The sequence below is a fragment of the Kiloniella sp. genome (assembly GCF_965205715.1).
Lineage (GTDB): Bacteria > Pseudomonadota > Alphaproteobacteria > Kiloniellales > Kiloniellaceae > Kiloniella.
On sequence record NZ_CBDBHW010000001.1, the window covers coordinates 36,792 to 54,323 of the forward strand.

The following is a 17,532-nucleotide window of genomic DNA, read 5'->3' on the forward strand; positions in this document are numbered from 1 at the left end:
AGTTCGAGCGGGCAGAGATTTTACGTCATAATTATATTTAATCATGAATTGAACGAATTTTGATCGTTCCACTCGGTACTGATAAAAATCCTTTAGGAGGGTTGGGTTCTTTCGTTGAGCAAATTTCAAATAAGCCCAAAATATTTTTTCTCTCAAGGTTTCGCCAGCGATAGCGGGGAAGGTTTCACTTTGTAAGGTCATTGGCGGCCTCTTCAGCTTTTTCTCTATTTATCTTCCCTGACATTTTTCCAACAGCAATTGCTTTGCGTAATGAAGAAACTGCAACAGAGATATTGTAGTCTTTGTGCAAAATCTCAACAATATGCTCGTAGGATAAGCCGTTGTCTAATGCCTTGGATAAGCCTTTGTGAAGCCTTGCCATAACTTCTGCCTTTGACAAGAGCCTGGGCTTTTCATTCATGAGCCTTTTATTGATTGCGTCAAAATCGATATTTGATTCTGATAGCCTGCTGTCTTTTTTCATAACGCATCTCCAAATGATATATAAGCGCCCTACAAAGGCACCTCAGTACAGATACTGATAAGCTCAGATTTATTAGCCATAAGCGCCAGCTTCCCTCTAGTGCGACCCTATACCCAAATCTCTATATCTTTTTTTTTAGCCATGTTTCAATAATTATCTGTTTTTCCTTTTTCCTCATACCTTATGCATCATAATGCTTTGCAAAAATGAAATACTGTCTATAATTCAATGGAAAATGTAGCAAAGTGTTGAAATTTATGAAAAATCCAAAAATTCAAAAAAAGAATCCCTTAAAAGCGATATCAGGAACGATTGACGAATTTTCATATAATTTATGTAAAATCCGTGGAAACGATAATCCTGGTGTCGGAATGAGACTTTTTGTTGAAGAAGGAATTGCCTCGTTTGGCGAAAATCAACAGCGCTTTCAGGAAATGTCAGATAAGCTTCTTGATACTTTAGTTCTCATGTCTGATACCATTTTGACCATGAGGTCAGAGCAAACGTTATTAATGAATACTTTGGAAGACGTTTTAAAAGAACGCTCAAATAAGGACTCTGAGAGCTAATGCTTGCGACACTTTCCAGAATGGCAAGCGCTGAATACTACTTGGAACATACGATGAGTATGCGCCATCCAACGGAGTATTATGTTGGCGGTATAGAGCCTGATGGGGTGTGGTTTAATCTCAATAATAACCTTGATATTGAAAATGGTAGCAATGTGTTGCCTGATGATTTCAAGAATTTATTCAATGGATTTTCTCCTGAAGGTGACAAATTAACCCAAAATTCTGGAATGGAAAAACGTGCTTCTGGTTTGGATATGACCTTTAGTGCGGATAAATCTGTAAGTGCTTATTGGGCTATTGCAGGCGATAAAGAGAGAGAAATTATAGAGAGTTCAATGCAAGAAGCTGTTGCTGAAACTCTTGAATATTTGTCCGAAAAGGGAAGTTATTGCAGGCGAGGATTGGATGGGAAAATCCTTGAAAAATGTGATTTTATGGCAGCTACTTTTTTACATTCGACCAGTAGGGAAATGGATCCTCAGCTCCATATCCATACCGCTATTATGAATATTGCATTTCGCCAGGATGGTACAACAGGGGCTATACATCAGCCATCATTTTACCAAATATATAAGTCACTTGGTGCTATTTCATCTTTCAAATTATCACAAAAGTTAAATCAGAAGCTTGGACTTAATTTTGAGAGTTATGGAAAAGATAATGAATTACGGAGGATAAAAGACTTTCCAAAAGATCTGGTTGATCTTTGGTCTAAGAGACGGAAAGCAATTATCGCGCGAGCCTCTGAGCTTGGGCCTTTGGTATCGAGCGATAGTAAAGCAATGGCGACCATTGCAGTCTCAAGTCGCCCGGATAAGGCGCAAGATTTTACCCGAGAACAGTTACTTCAAAGGTTTGAAAAAGAGGGAATGGATCTTGGATATAGTAGGGATAATATCTCTGAATTTCTCTCTCAGCAGGTAGAGTATAATGTCGAAAAAGTATGGGAAAATATGCAGAAAATACCTGCTGTATTATCTCAAAACGATGCTTTTTTTGCTGAGAACAAGTTGATAGATAAAGTGTATCGTAATGCTGATATCCTTATGTCTGAGGATGAAGTAAAGAGCCAAATCCCTCTTCTTTTAAACGCAAATAAGCTTGTCCGTCTTGGGATGAATAAAACGGACCAGGAAATATTTACAACTCCAGAAATGATCTTTTTGGAAAAGGATGTGTCCCGTCTTTCGTCTGAGCTTATCAAAAACGCAGGTCATAAGGTCGATGAGAAGGGTATTAAAAAGGTTCTTAACGATCTTGAAATTAAAGGTGTTAATTTATCAAGCGAGCAAAAACTTGCACTCAGTAATTCGACACTAAACAGCGGATCAATTTCAATTATTGAAGGAGCTGCGGGGTCGGGAAAATCTGTTGTTTTATCCAGTATATCAGACGTATTTAAGGAAGAAGGATATAAAGTTATTGGGGCTTCTACCACCTGGCGTGTTGCATCTGAGTTGGGTTCCGATTGTGAAATAGAGAGCGTTGCCATTGAAAGATTACTGATAAATGAAGCTGGAGAAAATAAAGCGCTTGATCAGAAAACGGTTCTTATTGTTGATGAAGCAGGAACCTTATCGACTGAAAAAATGAGAGACATTCTTCAAAATGTTCAAGATGCAGGCGCAAAGGTTATTCTGGTTGGGGATAGGGAACAGCAGCAACCGATAGGTGCTGGTTCTGGACTAAGGTTATGTGAGGAAGTTGTTGGCAGTAGCCGTATTGATCAAATTAGGCGGCAAAATGTTACCGTTGAGGATGTGCTTATTTACAAAGATGTTATCAATATTATTGATCCTGAAGTTGCTCAATTACCGATATCTTTGATGGCTAAATCGGATAAAGAAATACTCGCGAAAGCCTTTAATCTGGAATTGAATATTAACGGAGAGCTTCAACAAAAGATAATAACTCCGCTGTCTAATGGTGAGGATACTTACAAAGTTGTCGAAAATTATGCTGATATTAGAGGGACACTAACAAGAGAAACCGCACGACTACAAACAGCAATGATGCCAGGTGAAGAAAAGCAGAAATTACTTGATCAATACAGTAATGAGGTAAGTAAAAAAGGAGAAGTGTGGCAAAGGTCAGCCTCTGCTTGTTTTAAAAATGGAGAGGCTTATAAAGGCATCGAAATGTATTATGACAGGGGGAACGTCAAGTTTGGGAAGACTTATTCAAGCACAATTTGGAAAATGTGTAATGAGTATGTTGAATGGAAAGCGCAAAACTCTGACAAAACATCAATTATTCAGGCACGTACAAATGCGGAAGCTGAAGACATAAATTCCGCATTACGCAAGATTTATAGAACGAGTGGCGTAATCAGTGGGGATGATGTTGAAATACAGGTTGCTGGTAAAAGTAAGGGTACTACAGATACTTTAACACTTGCAAAAGGAGACGTGTTTCGTTTTGGGCATCGCAATCAAACTTTGAACGTTGTGAATGGTACCGTGGGACGCGTTGATCTCATAAGCCAGACTGAAAAGAGTACAAGAATAATTTGTGATGTTGATGGGCGGAAGATTGATTTCCTGGTTAGTGAGATGGAAAACATTAATAAGGAAATAGGTTTAAAACAGGGGTATGTAACGACATTTTATTCCGGCCAGGGCATTAATGTTGATGCTTCATTTCAACTTATCGATCAGTCCTTATTGCGTGAAAATATGTATTCGGCAGCGACCCGTCATAAGAATGCTGCACATTTTTATATTAATCGTGAGTTAGCTCTCGAATTTGTCATTGAGAAGTTAACAGAAGAAGAATTACAAAAACCAATTCCAGAGAAAAGAATTTTAGAAATACTGGCGAGCAAGTGGTCGGTATCAGGACAAAAAGAACTCGCACACGATTATATGAGTGATGAGGTAAAAGAGCTTTACCAAGAATTTTATAATCAGCTTTCAGAAGGTAAGCTTATAGACAATCTGTTACATGCTGATATTTCACAAAGAGAAGCTATAAGAGAACAAAAAGTCTCGGCTCAAGACTATACGGGAGAAGATTTAGTTGCTCGAACACGGGTTGGTGAGTTCGGTGATTTACGCAAAGATGCTGCTGAAATTGGAGAAAAAATTCGTCAGGAAATAGGCGAGACCGGGGTTTTCTATGATCATAAAGATTATGGTCGGTATCTTGATTTGAGAGCGCAAGCGGATGCCATTGCATCGGAGATATACAGCGATATTGAAATTCATCGGGGTGGTTTGCTTAATTATCCGAATGTCGGGGACGAACAATTGTCTGTGGCACATTCACGTCATACAGCGCGAAGCCTGGTTAATAGATGGCATACGGCATTTAGTGAAAACCGTGAAGCTACAGCGGATAAGCTGGCCTCTGAGATTATTGATCTGGTTAAAGCCGAAAAAGAGAACGGACAAAAACCTGCTGTGAAATATATGGCAGCGGCCATTCGTCAAAGCGGTATTTCTAATGCCTGGGATAATCTTTATCGAGGACACGAAGATCATCGAGAGCGCCATATCCGGGAGACTTTATCCGGGAGCGAATGTCTGGATAGAGATAAGGCTTTGGACTATCGCCGCAGTTCAATCAATGTTGGCCGTATTTATGGTGAATTAAGTGACAGGGCTGGAGTGGATCTTAAAATTACGGAAGTGGAGGGGTACAGTAAAATGCTTTCTGCTATGAAAGAGAGAGACAGGCTTGCCGTTGTCGCCTCTGATATATCTATAGGTGTTTTGAAAGACTTTAACATCTCTCCTGAAAAACGTGAGCGTGACGTTAACCGCACCTATTTTTGCATGATGTAAGGTGTTACGTTGTTTCTGTTGACGTTCCAGGGCAGCAGAGCTTCAAAGTCTTCGACGGTTTTTGCTTTAGGTAATTGGGTAAAAATGTGTCGAAGATATGAATATGGCTCGATCCCGTTAGCCTTGGCGGTCTCGACGATAGAGTAAAGATTTGCACTGGCCTTGGCACCATTTTGGGATTTTGAGAACAGCCAATTTTTCCTTCCTATTACAAACGGCTTAATTACGCGCTCCATTTCATTGTTATCAATTGGCAAGCGGCCATCATCAAGGTAGCGAATGAGCCGAGGCCACTGCTTATCAATGTAGTGCAAAGCCTTGCCAAGTAACGATGTCGGCGGCACCGACGATTTGACCTTGGTAATCCACTCTCTCAAGTCTTTAAGGATTGGTTTGGCCTTTTCCTTGCGTAATAGCCGACGTTCGTTATCGCTCATGTTTTTTGCGAGCTTTTCAATGCGGTACAAAGCTCTGATGGCCTCCATGGCATGATCGGCAAGGCCGGGTTTTCGCCTTTTGGACTTCTTCCGTGCCTTGATGACATCATTGAACTTACGCCGGGCGTGAGCCATGCATCCGACGCCGATGATTGTGCTGTCGGATGTCACATTCAGATAGACCTGATATCCATCACTAACAAGATACCCAGTGTAACCTTCCAACAATCGCCTTGCCACATCCTCCGCCCTGGAGGGATCGTAGTGGAACAGGATCACTGGCTGGTCCGGAGGGCCTCCTTTTTGCCCCCACATGTAGGATTTGCTTTGAGGTTTTTTCCCAGGTTCTTTCAAGACCTGAACGCCAGTCTCATCCATGGCAATGATATCGTAGTTTAGGAGATGGTCGGTAAACAGATTAATCAGGGGCTGAACAAGATCACCACATTTGATCACCCACCGCGAGAGTAATGTACGGTTAAACTCCACACCGGAGCGGTTCAGAACAGGTACCATACGATAGAGAGGCAGGCCATCCACATACTTTCCCGTTACCACATAAGCAAGAAGTCCAGCAGAAGCGATGCTTTTGGGGATGGGCTGTGGTGGCAAGGGCGCGATTGTTACGCCTTCTTCGCATGATTTACAGGCGTATTTGAAACGCACATGCTGAAGAACCTGCATTTTAGCCGGAATTATATCCAATTGTTCGGTGACTTCTTCCCCAATTCTGGCCATAAGACCACATCCGCAAGCGCAAATCTTTTCTTCTTCGGGGATATCGTGTTCAATCCGCACACGGGGCAAGTCTTTTGACAAAGAGCGGCGTCCACCCCTTTTACGGGTATGAGCTGGAACTTTGATCTCTTTATCATCGTCTTCTGCCCCTGTGTCGTCCTCAGCCGCTTCCTCTGCTTCATCAAACAAGAGACCTTGCTCTTGCGGGGATGTCTTCTCACTGGAAGCGGCAAACTGCTGATGACGCAATAATCTGTTTTGCTCTTCAAGAATATCAATACGCGCATGAAGACCACCTATTAAAATACGTGATTCTTCAAGGCTTTCAGGGAAAGAAATGGGCGCTTTTGACATAGCCGAAGTATACCAAATTTATACTCTTCAAAACAGTATAAAGTGCTGTAAATATTTAATATATCTCCGAATAATTTACAGGCTTATGCTCTTTCACATGACGGAGGTCAACACCATCCAGCAACCAGTTCAATTGGCGACCACTGAGCTCTATACGGGCTCCTTTGCTCAAGTGTCGTGGCCAATGAAACCGATCTTTTTCAAGGCTCTTTTGCCACAAACAAAATCCGTTTTTCTCCCAGTAAAGTAACTTGACCTTGTTGCTTAGACGATTAGAAAAAACAAAGAGGTAGCCAGAGAATGGATCAAGGCTGAGGATGTCGTCAACAAGCATCGACAAACCATTTATGCCGCGACGAAAATCAACGGGATTTGCGCAAAGATAAATGACGGGCAAAGCATCTGAAGGCCGCCGCATCACAGACCTTCAAGTGCATCTACAATAGATGTTAAATCCGATGTTCTCCCCGAAACAGGCCATTTGACTTCTAGCCCGTTACGAAGGCAAACCTGACAATACAATAAGCCTGGGCCATCAGCTGAACCATTTACAATCTTGTGTAAATTTTCATCTCGACTAGAAACAACAAAAAGACCCCGCTTAACAAGCTCCCCCTTTTGATGATAAAAATCCTTCAGGTCAAGATCGTGTGCCTCGGCATAAGCTTTCATGCCCACCCCGTTTAACTCACACGAACGCGCATGCTCAAGCCAATGGAATTCTGTTCGCGATAAATCGTTCTCAATTGCTGACATTAAACGCTCCATTCAAAAGAAAAATGAAGCATAACCATTATTCATTAGCTCAAACAGATGCGGTTAACGTCACGCTCACTGAAAAACTGGCTAAACAAGCTGATGTTGGCGGTGCGCGTAATCTGATTAATCAGTACGCTCTCAAAGATGATACACGCAACATAGAACAGCGAGATCAACTGGCTTGGAAAATAGTGGAGCGTGTGAAGGTTGAGAAAGCCAATGCGCTAGAAGACAGTGCGTTTAAAAAAATCATGTCAAAATCGGTCATGGAAAAAGGTGTGGATTGGAAGCAACTGTTCGATCATGCCAATGCAGGTAAGGAGCGTGAGTATCTGGACACACTCACGCGAGAAGAGAAGTCTGTGCACAGGGATGTTTTGAGATATCGTGAGTTGGATCGAGCTGTTGGCCAGCATTATAAGGAGGCCCTTAAAGAGGGAAGGGATCTGTCTGTGTCTCGTGAGGATACTTCTTCCTGGAAGGAGATGCTGAGTGTTGGGGCGACGCGGGATCGTGTGGCGCATACTTTGGGTAAAAGTGAGCAGGATTTTGGGGATGCTTTAAAGCATTACCGTGTGGACCAGGGCAAGTTTGCAGCCAGGGTCGATCGGTTGGAGATGGTGAGCCTGGTTGATCGGTATGAAGGAGCGAAGCAAGAAGGCCGGTTGCTTAATGCTGGTGAGATAGCAAAGGACATTCTGGCGCGGGTCTCAATTGAGAAGCTCGATAACAAGCCTAGGGTTACAGCTCGCGAGCTATTTGCCCGAGGGCTTGACTTTGGGCAATTGCGCAAAGAGCGCGGGGTGTTTAATCAAGAGGCTAATAAAGCGGATGCCATTGTAACAAAGGTAGAGTCACCTGAAATCACAATGTCCCTGGAAGATTGGTATAATGGATTAAGTAAATCAGACAAATCCAAGGCTGCAGCAGGGGCATTAAAAGCACATGACCACGTTGGAGAACTTTCTAACCTTAATAAACCCAAATATACGATGTCCCTGGAAGATTGGTATAATGGATTAAGTAAATCAGACAAATCCAAGGCCGCAACAGGAGCATTAAAAGCTCCTGACCATGTTGGCAATAACGATGAAAAATCATTGAAAAAAGGATCACGGATTAAAATTTAGTGTAATGGGCTTTGTCCTATATTATTTTTATATCTTGGGTGCGTTGGTGAAAAGATGGTTTTCAGTAGGAGGGGTCTGTTCGAGCGTATAAAACAAATTATCTGGTTGAATGGTAATTCTGTAATTTCGGCGGCTGTAAGTAGTTTTGTCCGAGTTTCATTAGCGCTATCGTTTGTATCCGAGTTTCGCTCAGTTTGAGATAAAACCGTCATATCCGTTAAACATTTTTCCATATATTCAGAAGTAATGGTGTCCATTCTTCCCAAGGCATATATGCGGACAGTTGCGCAGTTACTCAATATAGTTGTTGCGCCACTTTCTTTATAGATGCCAACTATTTGACCAAAATCTTGTGCTACGAAGAGTACAGTCAATTTATATCCTACCAACAATGTAGAGATATCAATGATTTTGTTCATTTTCCCTAAGCGACAGAATTCATCAAAAATTCCAAGAATTTCTTGTTTGGGTAATTTATGCCGTGTAACTGTAGAAATAAAAATATTAGTCAGGAGCCTTGGTATTCGAGCATGAGTTTCAAGTAAACCAGATGGGATAGCTATAAAGATGTCCGTATTGCCATCTAATAAATCGTCAAAGCTGAAGTTACTTTTACTAAAGGCTTTGCTGACCTTATCGCTTAAAAGCCATTTTGTATTATTGCCAAGAGATGTTCCAAAAGAACCTCTTTCATCGTCTCCCATTCTTATAATCTCGGAACCTATGGCCTGAGCACGCCCATTGCAAAGATCAGCGTCATTAGCCCAGTATGTTAATACTTTATCAAAGTCTGGGGATGAGGGTGCTTTAGCAATGCTGATCAGGTTTTTTTGATCTTCGTTACCAGATAGATAAGCAACCTCAATCGCGACGGAAAGGTACTTAACAGCTAAGCTTTGAAAGTGAGGGGATGTTGGTTCATCGCTTTCGCCATTCATAATCATACCATCAACAATAATGGCAATGTCTTCTTCAACAAAATCTGGGCGTATAAAGTCGAATGGATTATAAGTATCGGTTGGTTCGCCGTGCATCTTAAAAGGATTCAAAACAACAACTTTTTTACCCATTCTTTCCCGATGCGCCCTCGTCATCATGAATAATTCGCCTTTTAAATCGATAGTAAACAGGGGGCCAGAATGGTCCAGCATGGCAGGAATAATAGCAGCTACTCCTTTACCACCCTGAGAGGCGGCAATGACAGTATGGTGCCCTTTTAGCCATCCATCGTCCCTGTTTGGCAGGTAGCGTGCTATATTGTTCCTATCATCCAGACCAAGTGGTAAGCCCTCGCGATTTTTTACGAGTTGATTAACCTTTTCGGTTTCCATGAACCGGCCCTGCCAATGGCCCGCTTTAGATGTCGTCGATTTGTTTGTAATGATTTTCCAGGGATCGGTTAGCCAGTGCTTTCTATAATAAGCCATTGGAACAAACCAGGCGATCATGCTCAATATTGCACCAGCGATAATGTGCCCACCCATAAAGAGCCATACCCGGACAAAAAATTTCTCGGTCTCAACACCAGCTTTTATAAAGGCAAAATCGGGTGTGAGAATGGACCACCATGTCTTTGCTGCAAGCCATGCGAGATACCCGAAGAGATAAACAAAGAGGCCAACAGATGTCAGAGCAAATCCTGTTGCTATGTAGCGCATCCATGCAGTTTGCTTTTTAGTGCCCCCGTTCCAGCTCAGCGCAAACATTATAATTGCGGATATAAAACAAGTTACGGCATAGGGATAAGTAACAAAGGTAAAAGCTGTTATTGGACTGGTGGTTGATTCAATCAAAAAGGTAATAAAAAACAGTCCTGCAATTAAGGCCGCGATCAAGGACAAGGTGTCTTTTTTCCTTAGGCTTGTGACAATTGCAACAACAGATATTGGGATACCAAAAACACCAGCAGGGACAAGAACCTGGTAGTAAAGCCCACCTCTTTCAAAGGCGTAGATCAGATTGTCAGGTACAGGGACACCAAAGTGCTTTTTAAAAGCAGAGATAATCATAATAATTGCGGCAGTTCCACAGGGGATCCCGATGTAGTCACTAATCTGCCTGTAGCCCTTGTAACGGGTGACGAAGGAGAGGATGCACATCAAAAGATAGATTGTGATCATCATTGGCGGGTTGAACTTTAAGCCAGCAAGAAAACTAAACCCGATCGGAAACATTGAAAGGACATATATGAGAAGGAGAAGCGTTGGTATTTTAATCTTCAACAAGGTCATTTTTTCGAGTAGTGCCAACATTTCAGGTGATTTGTTCAGCGACAATAACCTTGGCCGGTTGCGACAACCACCTTGGCCGGTGGATCTGATCATTAAAAAGGGCGTGCCCGTTTGATAATCAGATCCACCGGCCAAGGCTTAATTTGGTGTTAGTTACAAGCTGCTGTGAGTTGATAAATTAGGAACCTCTAGATGTAATTGGAGGAACCTGTTTGCCGTATAAATTTATCACAGATGAACAACTGAGACTTTACATGACAGATAGAAAAACTCATGGTCAACGAACCGCCGCTGCCCGCGCAGGGTTTAGCGAACGCACGGCCCGCCGATTTGACGTTGATGCGACTTTACCGTCACAACGCAATATAAAGCGAGGGCGAACAGTTTCTGATCCGCTTGAAGATATCTGGGATAAGGACATCCTTCCCATTTTGGATAAAGACAACTCGGTCAAACCCATTACTTTGTTGCGCCACATACAGAGCCTCTATCCGCTCCGTTTTCCCGATGACCGTGTCAAGCGCACGTTAGAGCGCCGAGTTCGGGGATGGCGGGCTCTGAATGGCCCTGAAAAGGATATCATTTTCAGGCAAACACCTGAGCCGGGTTACATGGGCCAATCAGATTTCACGGATGCAGCCGACTTAAGTATTACCATTGCAGGAGATCCTTTGGTGCATCGGCTCTATCATTTTGTTCTGGTATATAGCCGATGGGAACATGTTGGGGTCGTACTTGGCGGTGAGAGTTTTACAGCCCTTGCGGAGAACTTACAAAATGCGCTTTGGTCCTTGGGGGGCGCTCCTGAAAACCACCGGACCGACAGCCTGTCTGCGGCCTTTCGGAATTTGAGCGTTGAGGAAAAGGAGGACATTACCAAACGTTATTCTGCTTTTGTTGAGCACTACGGTATGGAGGCCAGTCGAAATAACAGAGGGGAATCACACGAGAACGGTGCCATTGAATCTCACCACGGTCACCTTAAGACTGCGATAAAGCAGGCCCTGATTTTGCGTGGCAGTAATGACTTTGACACTTTGGATGAGTATCGGCGATTTTTGGACGAGCTGATTGCTAGACGGAACAAACATCGTGACCAAGATATCCAAACAGAGTTGAAATCTCTCAAGGCGTTACCTCCTCGGCGAACAACAGATTACACTGAAGTCGTGTCGAGAGTTACCAAAACAAGTGGTTTTTTAGTTAAGCAGGTTTTTTATAGCGCCCCTTCTCGCCTAATTGGTCAACGCTTGCGTGTCCATATTTACGATAACCGGATAGAAGCCTATCTAGGCAGCACTCATGTCGTCAGCCATTCTCGTGAGCGGGGGCACGGCAAAGGCCCCCGCATTCATGTTATCAATTATCATCACGTCATTCATGCTCTCAAACGTAAACCTCAGGCACTCGCCAATTCTATTTATCGTGACAGTATTTTTCCAAGAACCGAGTACTCCCTGGCCTGGACATTGTTTCAGAAAAAGTTGTCCCGCAGAGATGCGTGTCGTCAGATGGTTGGGATACTTTTCCTTGCGCACGAAGAGGCTTGTGAGGCCGAAGTCGCGCACCTGATTTCGAGAGAAATCAATGCAGGAAGGCTACCTTGCGCAAAAAAACTTAAGCTGAATATCACAAAAAAGAACACGGATTTACCTCCTGATATTCCCGTGGTTCAACCTTCATTATCAGTCTTTGATACTCTGTTGGAGGATCGGGCATGACAAACATTGAAGTGGATCAGCACAAGCTGCCTCTTATGCTAACTGACTTACGATTACCCAGCTTTCACAAACACTGGCAAGATATCGCAATCCAATCCGACAAGGAGGGCTGGTCAGCAGCCAGGTTCCTTGCCGTTTTGGCCGAATATGAATTGGCCGAAAGGGACACGCGACGCATTCAACGCCATCTCAACGCATCAAACCTGCTGGGCGGAAAAACTCTGGCCAATTTTAACTTCAAGCGGCTGCCTAACGTGAAAAAGGCGCAGGTCGAAGCCTTGTCTGCCGGTGACTGGATTGACGCAAGAGCAAATCTGATTGCCATTGGAAATTCAGGGGGAGGAAAAACTCATCTCCTATGCGCCGTAGGTTATGCTCTTATAGAGGCTGGATACCGTGTGCTCTATACGCAAACCAGTGATCTGGTGCAAAAACTCCAGGCTGCCAGACGTGAACTTATGCTCGAAAACGCCCTCGCAAAACTCGATAAATTTGATCTCATCATTCTCGATGATATTACCTATGCACAAAGGGATATATCTGAAACATCCGTGCTCTTTGAATTGATCGCCAGACGATATGAGTACCGAAGTATTGCAATTGCTGCCAATCAACCTTTTAGCGGATGGGACAATATTTTTCAAGATAAGGCCATGACCGTTGCAGCAATCGATCGTCTTGTTCACCACTCAACCATTCTTGAGATGAATATCGACAGCTACAGACAATGGGAAGCCGCCCAAAATCTCAAAAAAATGTTGCGGAAAACCACAAACAAAAAGGTGAAAAATATGCCTGAAGCATCGTAAATAAACGTCAGATCACAGCCGCATCAAAAGCGGCCAAGGTGGTTGACGCAACCGGACAAAGTGGTTGACGCTCTACATGATTGTAATTCAGATTTAAGAGTTGTCATTATTCAACCTCTTTCGAAGATTTAATTGGGAGTATTTTTTGTTTGTTTTGCAGAACCGCCTTCTACATTGATGGCCTGATAGAGTTAGTTCTGGGACGATCGCTGTTTGCTAAGCCGTACTCCCGTCAATATCGTCTGGATTGTCAGGTATAGGGCTAGAAGGAGGCGTTATGGGAAAGGCGTGGTACCAATTGTTTTTCTGGCCAAGTGAGTGCCCTCCAGAATGGAGATTGTACCTTGCTTTACTGATTCCATAAGCGGGTCGTTCATTCTGTTATCCAGCATAACTTTTTTTTGCTTTTCTCCAGTTGATTCCGACAGCTTCACAGCATTCTTTGAAATCTGGATCGTCCCAACCATAATCATTTTTTTGAAGCAACTTATCAAAACAAGGAAATTTCTTTTTTAGGTTGCTAAGTTCAGGTTCACTACGAAAGTCAAGAGTTCCTGGTTTCGAAAAAGCCAATAAGGGCTCTTTTTCGCCTTTGATTCCGGATGGAGCTGCTTGGATGAGTGCGACGATGAGCTTAGTGTCAGAGGTATCATCAATCTTAATATCAACGTGAAACTTGCCATACATTTCTCGTATTTCTTTTGGCATTAAAAATATGGGAACGGGTTGATTGGCTTCGGTGCGTTTTTTATGAAGAAAGTTAAAATAAGTCTGACTTTCCTGCTCTATTCGCCCGTATATAGCTTTTTTTATTTTATTTTTTGTTGAAGTTGGTAAATCAGTCCATGAAGTTATTGAAGGATCAAAATCTTCGGAATTATCTAGACTCATTTGTCGAACGAAGGGCGCAAACATTTCCCAAGTTTCGGTAATAAATTCGTTCTTACCAGTATAGCCGTTAAGCATATTGATTTCTTCAGGATAACCATAAATCCAGATGATGTCATTACTAGATTTATCCGGATAACGTGTATTTTTAATCTCCTCGCACAACTTTTCCCTTATAAGATAGGGTGCCGTGCCTCCATTAGGAACAGCGATTAGAGCAATAATAATTTTCCCCTCATCTAATTCGTCTTCGATAACTTGACACCTTGAGGGAACATTAAAGTATCCAAGATATTTGTAGATTGATTTGTCTTTAATAATTTCCTCACCATGAAAATAACATTTTTCCACAAAATTGTGTGTTGAGAGAATTTCTCTCTGTTTGAAAGTGTAGTCATCTACGACTACCAAGGGTTCTTTTCTTAAAAAATGTTCGTCAGTGATAACACTTGCGTTATTATCAATTTTTCCTTCCAGAGCGTTCTTTTTGATAAAATGGTTTATGACTTTACCAATTTCGTTTTGAATATCGTTTTCTAAATCACGGGATTCTTCAGGACTTAACTCTTTAAGGGTATCAGAGTGGTTGAAAATCCTTCCGCCGATTGGCGCTATCTCATTTCCAACGCCAACATTCAATCCATCTATTTCCATTTGAAGATAGGTCGATTTGTATTGTCGCCCTGGAGGCCGTCTGCGCCAAATAAAAGGGTTCACAAATTGCCTAAAGGAAATACCCTCCAGTGTATTTTCGCCAATACGTGAAAATAGTGTCCTGAGCCATTCAGCATCAGAGATAGGCACCCATACCGAAATTGAACGCATACCTTCGTGTTTCATTTTGGTTCGATGTTTTGCTGTTCGGCTTTTAAAAAAGGGCATGGAAGTTGAAGTTCTTTCTTTGGTTGAGCGTTTATATTTTACATGACAGGTTAATCGTAACGGTTTGGAAAATGAATTGCAACCGTTGCGCTACGCCTTGTCCCAGAAATATAAAAAGAACGTGTCTAATAGATATGTTGAGATCATGGAGAAAACCTTCATAAACCAAGAGGCACAGGCCAGCAGGGGAATGCCATATATTAAACGGTTTGCTGTAAAAGGCATTTATTCAACCTCATTTTCAAATTTAATTTGGAACATTTTTTGTTTCAAAGACTGCTTATCCCCACAGACAAAGAAGTGCCCTTCACTAGGGTTATCAAGGCTAATGTCTGGGAGAGAGAACTTGAGATGTTGTTGCTTCATATCAACAGCAGCACTTAAAGACATTGAATTAAATCCCATGTCTTTAAGTGCTACAGGCAAGGGTAGGGTACTTAGTAAATCAACAATAGCCTTGGCTATTTCAGTTTTGTTGTTTCTGTCGTTGATTTTGTTGGGCAATGCGCCTTGGAGATTATTCAACAAATAATGACTGCCGGCATTAATAATAAAACCGCCAAGGACAAGGCTCGATTTGTAATAAACCGTTAAATAGCCGGCATCACAGCCAAAGTGATCACGATGGTCATATCCAGCAAAATCAACACATATACCAGGTACAGCCATGGCCAACCATCCATCAGGTGTTGCCATATTAGTGATGTAAATTTTAACATCGATTGATGACAGAAAGTGTTCAGTATGTACGGGTAAAGATTGCCGCGGGATTGTTTTTCGTTGCCGCAGTAGGCCCCAAAAATCTCTTATAACGCCTAGCTGGAGAGAGTTTTCGATAGCGCGTTCCGTATCGAGAATGCCAACAGATGATCCTTCTTGGCGGAAGGCATCTATAAAGGGTTGGTTTCCCTTTTTGTCTACTTCAACAGTGCAAGTCTTGAGGCTTGTAAGCTTTTCAAAATCAAGCTCCTTCAGGATCTCTTTCGGGGTTCTGGCAAGCTTGCGTAAGTTCACCTCTACATTGGGTAGCGTGCGAGCGGTGATGGCATTAAGCAGATCGTTGAGCAAGATTTTTGAGGGGACATGGTTGAATATCTGAAGTACATGCTTGATCGATATATTGAGATCATGGAGAAAACAGTCATAACTCTCCATATTATCGCCAGGAAACGGCTGCATCGCTTTTAGTAATTGCGCCATCTTGTTATGGGAAATGTCTAATTTTACAAATGTGGACATTTCCTCTCGTAAGGATGTGTTGCTCAAAAGGCGTAACTGGAAATCCAGTGCTTGTGCGTGTAAGTGAGCCTTACTGCCCTTACTCGTCTTATCTTTTAGGGTTTTAGTCTCTTTTCTGGCCAGAGCACGGGCAATTGAGTTTTTTGGAAAGGCTTTAGCCAGATATGAATTAAATACGCTTCTGGTTTTGTACGTATAACGCTGACAAGCTTTCCAACTTTTGTGATCATGGTCGATATTGATATTATCGTAGACAATGCCTGGTTTTGTCCGGGCTAACTTCAATATTGGGCGTTCTTCTTCTGCAATGCGCCTTTCTTTATAGGCGTGTCGCCTTAATTCGACGTTTTTATATTCACTGAGAACGCCATCGGCTGTAATTACCGAGATGTCGCGGGTCTTTTGCAGGCCAAACCATGCGGAAAAAAGCCAGTCCAGCCTTAAGGTGTCATCAATTGTGATGTTGGCAAGTGTATTAAGAGGGATTTCTGATTTCTTGTAATTCAGGAACTCAGGGTCAACAAAACACTCTTGATTGATCCATGTTATTTTTAGGTTAGGATCTTTTTGTATAGTTTGCAAAGACAGGATCTGTCTTCGGATATCAAACCAAATTCTTCCTTGCGGGGTGTGTTCTTTGATTTGTGCTAAGTGTAGGTGTGGGCATAAGAGCTTAGTGAAACAGGTTGCCTGAATATTTACCCAATTAGTATGGTCTTGGTCAGAATTTTTGGTTGAGAGAAACCAACGATAGTTGGTTTTTTCCCTTATGTAGGTTAAAAAAATTGAACGGCTTTATCCTCGATCCAACCCTGACATTTGGCGTATGGATCGTTAAAGTCCTTTTTTTTGAAGAGTAGGGGTATATTCAATATATAATCACCAAAAAACGTTCTTTAGAGGTTTGTTCTTGTCGTACGGGCTAATGTTAGCTCCAATAGAAGCGCCCGAAATCGTGTTCTAATGGTGGTTTTTCGACGATATCTATAAGCTTATGGCAAAATTCAAAGTACTGTTCCTTGGTGAATTTCAAACACATAGCTTCAATCATTATTATGTATTCGTTTTTGGTGAATTCTAATGTCGTGCCAGTGGCTTCTACTATGTGCTTTTCGTTGTTTTGATTTGGTTCACTAAATATGCAAGATCTCGTAGAAAGAACACGGTTTCCTTTGACATGACTGACAGTGCAAGGAGCAGGCGCATAGCCATCGGTATCCGTTGATTTCCCCGAAATTGTACATCCTGCTGTTTCGAGAAGTTCTAAGAAAATCTGAGTTGTCTCATGAAAAACCAAGTCTTCATTCCGCACTCTAAATATGATCATTGGTTCAATTCTGGAATATATTCGTGCACATTCAGACTTGAGATTTATGGAAACATCGGATCTGAAATCCAGTATTGAGATCGTGAACTCATAGGAACCAACGTAAAAAAAGTGTGGTTCAAGTATTGGCGTTTGAGTTGAAAGTGACATATTTTTGACATCCTAATTGATGGTTA

At 42.2% G+C, this 17,532-nt stretch carries 13 protein-coding genes; 5 read left to right on the plus strand and 8 right to left on the minus strand.

The window, feature by feature from the left end:
• Positions 1 to 184: 184 nt before the first annotated feature.
• Entirely contained in the window at positions 185 to 484 is a 300-nt protein-coding gene (locus tag ACOGW3_RS00200; protein ID WP_419901107.1) for a hypothetical protein, read from the minus strand.
• A gap of 257 nt (positions 485 to 741) precedes the next feature.
• Here ACOGW3_RS00200 and ACOGW3_RS00205 point away from each other — a divergent pair, with 257 nt between their 5' ends.
• Both ACOGW3_RS00205 and mobF read left to right on the plus strand, forming a co-directional pair.
• Positions 742 to 1,053: a hypothetical protein gene (locus tag ACOGW3_RS00205; RefSeq protein ID WP_419901108.1), complete on the plus strand. Its 312-nt coding sequence runs from the start codon at positions 742 to 744 to the stop codon at positions 1,051 to 1,053.
• On the plus strand, positions 1,053 to 4,841 hold the full coding sequence (gene mobF, locus ACOGW3_RS00210) for a MobF family relaxase (protein ID WP_419901109.1): 3,789 nt from the start codon (positions 1,053 to 1,055) through the stop codon (positions 4,839 to 4,841). Before ACOGW3_RS00205 ends, mobF begins: the two co-directional genes overlap by 1 nt.
• On the opposite strand, the gene tnpC is transcribed toward mobF, so the two are convergent.
• From tnpC to ACOGW3_RS00225, 3 genes are read right to left on the minus strand one after another with little or no spacing between them, the layout of a single operon-like run.
• Positions 4,823 to 6,370: an IS66 family transposase gene (gene tnpC / locus ACOGW3_RS00215; protein ID WP_419901110.1), complete on the minus strand. Its 1,548-nt coding sequence runs from the start codon at positions 6,368 to 6,370 to the stop codon at positions 4,823 to 4,825. The two genes, mobF and tnpC, sit on opposite strands and share 19 nt — an antisense overlap.
• A 55-nt stretch (positions 6,371 to 6,425) precedes the next feature.
• Positions 6,426 to 6,788: an IS66 family insertion sequence element accessory protein TnpB gene (gene tnpB, locus ACOGW3_RS00220; RefSeq protein ID WP_419901111.1), complete on the minus strand. Its 363-nt coding sequence runs from the start codon at positions 6,786 to 6,788 to the stop codon at positions 6,426 to 6,428.
• Positions 6,788 to 7,126 (minus strand): hypothetical protein, encoded by a 339-nt coding sequence (locus tag ACOGW3_RS00225; protein WP_419901112.1) that lies wholly within the window; start codon positions 7,124 to 7,126, stop codon positions 6,788 to 6,790. The genes tnpB and ACOGW3_RS00225 overlap by 1 nt, the downstream gene beginning before the upstream one ends.
• A gap of 23 nt (positions 7,127 to 7,149) precedes the next feature.
• Between ACOGW3_RS00225 and ACOGW3_RS00230 the strand changes: the two genes are divergently transcribed.
• Positions 7,150 to 8,259 (plus strand): hypothetical protein, encoded by a 1,110-nt coding sequence (locus ACOGW3_RS00230; protein WP_419901113.1) that lies wholly within the window; start codon positions 7,150 to 7,152, stop codon positions 8,257 to 8,259.
• On the opposite strand, the gene ACOGW3_RS00235 is transcribed toward ACOGW3_RS00230, so the two are convergent.
• The gene (locus ACOGW3_RS00235) at positions 8,256 to 10,583 is read right to left on the minus strand and encodes a type IV secretory system conjugative DNA transfer family protein (RefSeq protein ID WP_419901114.1); all 2,328 of its coding nucleotides are present in this window, start codon (positions 10,581 to 10,583) and stop codon (positions 8,256 to 8,258) included. The genes ACOGW3_RS00230 and ACOGW3_RS00235 overlap by 4 nt on opposite strands.
• A gap of 119 nt (positions 10,584 to 10,702) precedes the next feature.
• Between ACOGW3_RS00235 and istA the strand changes: the two genes are divergently transcribed.
• Together istA and istB are read left to right on the plus strand one after the other, a co-directional pair.
• The gene (gene istA, locus ACOGW3_RS00240) at positions 10,703 to 12,211 is read left to right on the plus strand and encodes an IS21 family transposase (protein ID WP_419901087.1); all 1,509 of its coding nucleotides are present in this window, start codon (positions 10,703 to 10,705) and stop codon (positions 12,209 to 12,211) included.
• Positions 12,208 to 13,020: an IS21-like element helper ATPase IstB gene (istB, locus tag ACOGW3_RS00245; protein WP_419901115.1), complete on the plus strand. Its 813-nt coding sequence runs from the start codon at positions 12,208 to 12,210 to the stop codon at positions 13,018 to 13,020. Before istA ends, istB begins: the two co-directional genes overlap by 4 nt.
• 381 nt (positions 13,021 to 13,401) lie before the next feature.
• Here istB and ACOGW3_RS00250 read toward each other — a convergent pair whose 3' ends face one another.
• From ACOGW3_RS00250 to ACOGW3_RS00260, 3 genes are all read right to left on the minus strand, one after another.
• Positions 13,402 to 14,790, minus strand: a complete 1,389-nt coding sequence (locus ACOGW3_RS00250) for an antitoxin MazE-like protein (RefSeq protein ID WP_419901116.1) — start codon at positions 14,788 to 14,790, stop codon at positions 13,402 to 13,404.
• A gap of 225 nt (positions 14,791 to 15,015) precedes the next feature.
• The gene (locus ACOGW3_RS00255) at positions 15,016 to 16,611 is read right to left on the minus strand and encodes a hypothetical protein (RefSeq protein ID WP_419901117.1); all 1,596 of its coding nucleotides are present in this window, start codon (positions 16,609 to 16,611) and stop codon (positions 15,016 to 15,018) included.
• A gap of 346 nt (positions 16,612 to 16,957) precedes the next feature.
• Positions 16,958 to 17,326, minus strand: coding sequence for a hypothetical protein (locus tag ACOGW3_RS00260; RefSeq protein ID WP_419901118.1), 369 nt, complete (start codon positions 17,324 to 17,326; stop codon positions 16,958 to 16,960).
• Between the last annotated feature and the right edge of the window lie 206 nt (positions 17,327 to 17,532).

Coding starts and splice junctions, on each gene's coding strand:
- istB (WP_419901115.1), top strand. CDS start 12,208: ATGACAAACATTGAAGTGGATCAGCACAAGCTGCCTCTTATGCTAACT.
- ACOGW3_RS00205 (WP_419901108.1), top strand. CDS start 742: ATGAAAAATCCAAAAATTCAAAAAAAGAATCCCTTAAAAGCGATATCA.
- tnpC (WP_419901110.1), bottom strand. CDS start 6,370: ATGTCAAAAGCGCCCATTTCTTTCCCTGAAAGCCTTGAAGAATCACGT.
- ACOGW3_RS00200 (WP_419901107.1), bottom strand. CDS start 484: ATGAAAAAAGACAGCAGGCTATCAGAATCAAATATCGATTTTGACGCA.
- ACOGW3_RS00235 (WP_419901114.1), bottom strand. CDS start 10,583: ATGATCAGATCCACCGGCCAAGGTGGTTGTCGCAACCGGCCAAGGTTA.
- mobF (WP_419901109.1), top strand. CDS start 1,053: ATGCTTGCGACACTTTCCAGAATGGCAAGCGCTGAATACTACTTGGAA.
- ACOGW3_RS00225 (WP_419901112.1), bottom strand. CDS start 7,126: ATGTCAGCAATTGAGAACGATTTATCGCGAACAGAATTCCATTGGCTT.
- ACOGW3_RS00250 (WP_419901116.1), bottom strand. CDS start 14,790: ATGCCCTTTTTTAAAAGCCGAACAGCAAAACATCGAACCAAAATGAAA.
- tnpB (WP_419901111.1), bottom strand. CDS start 6,788: ATGCGGCGGCCTTCAGATGCTTTGCCCGTCATTTATCTTTGCGCAAAT.
- ACOGW3_RS00230 (WP_419901113.1), top strand. CDS start 7,150: ATGAAGCATAACCATTATTCATTAGCTCAAACAGATGCGGTTAACGTC.